This window comes from Agrobacterium vacciniicorymbosi (assembly GCF_040427045.1).
Taxonomy (GTDB): Bacteria; Pseudomonadota; Alphaproteobacteria; order Rhizobiales; family Rhizobiaceae; genus Agrobacterium.
The window spans coordinates 1-501 of sequence record NZ_JBETMF010000034.1; the positions used below are offsets into that span (position 1 = coordinate 1).

Annotated in this window: 1 rRNA gene; it reads right to left on the reverse strand. The window is 53.1% G+C overall.

Features of this window, described 5'->3' with window-relative positions:
* Positions 1-501: ribosomal RNA gene (locus ABUK73_RS23350) — 23S ribosomal RNA — on the reverse strand; the annotation flags it as partial.

The following is a 501-nucleotide window of genomic DNA, read 5'->3' on the forward strand; positions in this document are numbered from 1 at the left end:
CCCAAGGATAAGTCATTGGCATTCGGAGTTTGACTGAATTCGGTAACCCGGTAGGGGCCCCTAGTCCAATCAGTGCTCTACCTCCAAGACTCTTACCTTGAGGCTAGCCCTAAAGCTATTTCGGAGAGAACCAGCTATCTCCAGGTTCGATTGGCATTTCACCCCTACCCACACCTCATCCCCGCACTTTTCAACGTGCGTGGGTTCGGGCCTCCATTCAGTGTTACCTGAACTTCACCCTGGACATGGGTAGATCACCTGGTTTCGGGTCTACGACCACGTACTCATGCGCCCTATTCAGACTCGCTTTCGCTGCGGCTCCGCATCTTCTGCTTAACCTTGCACGGGATCGTAACTCGCCGGTTCATTCTACAAAAGGCACGCCATCACCCGTTAACGGGCTCTGACTACTTGTAGGCACACGGTTTCAGGATCTATTTCACTCCCCTTCCGGGGTGCTTTTCACCTTTCCCTCACGGTACTGGTTCACTATCGGTCACT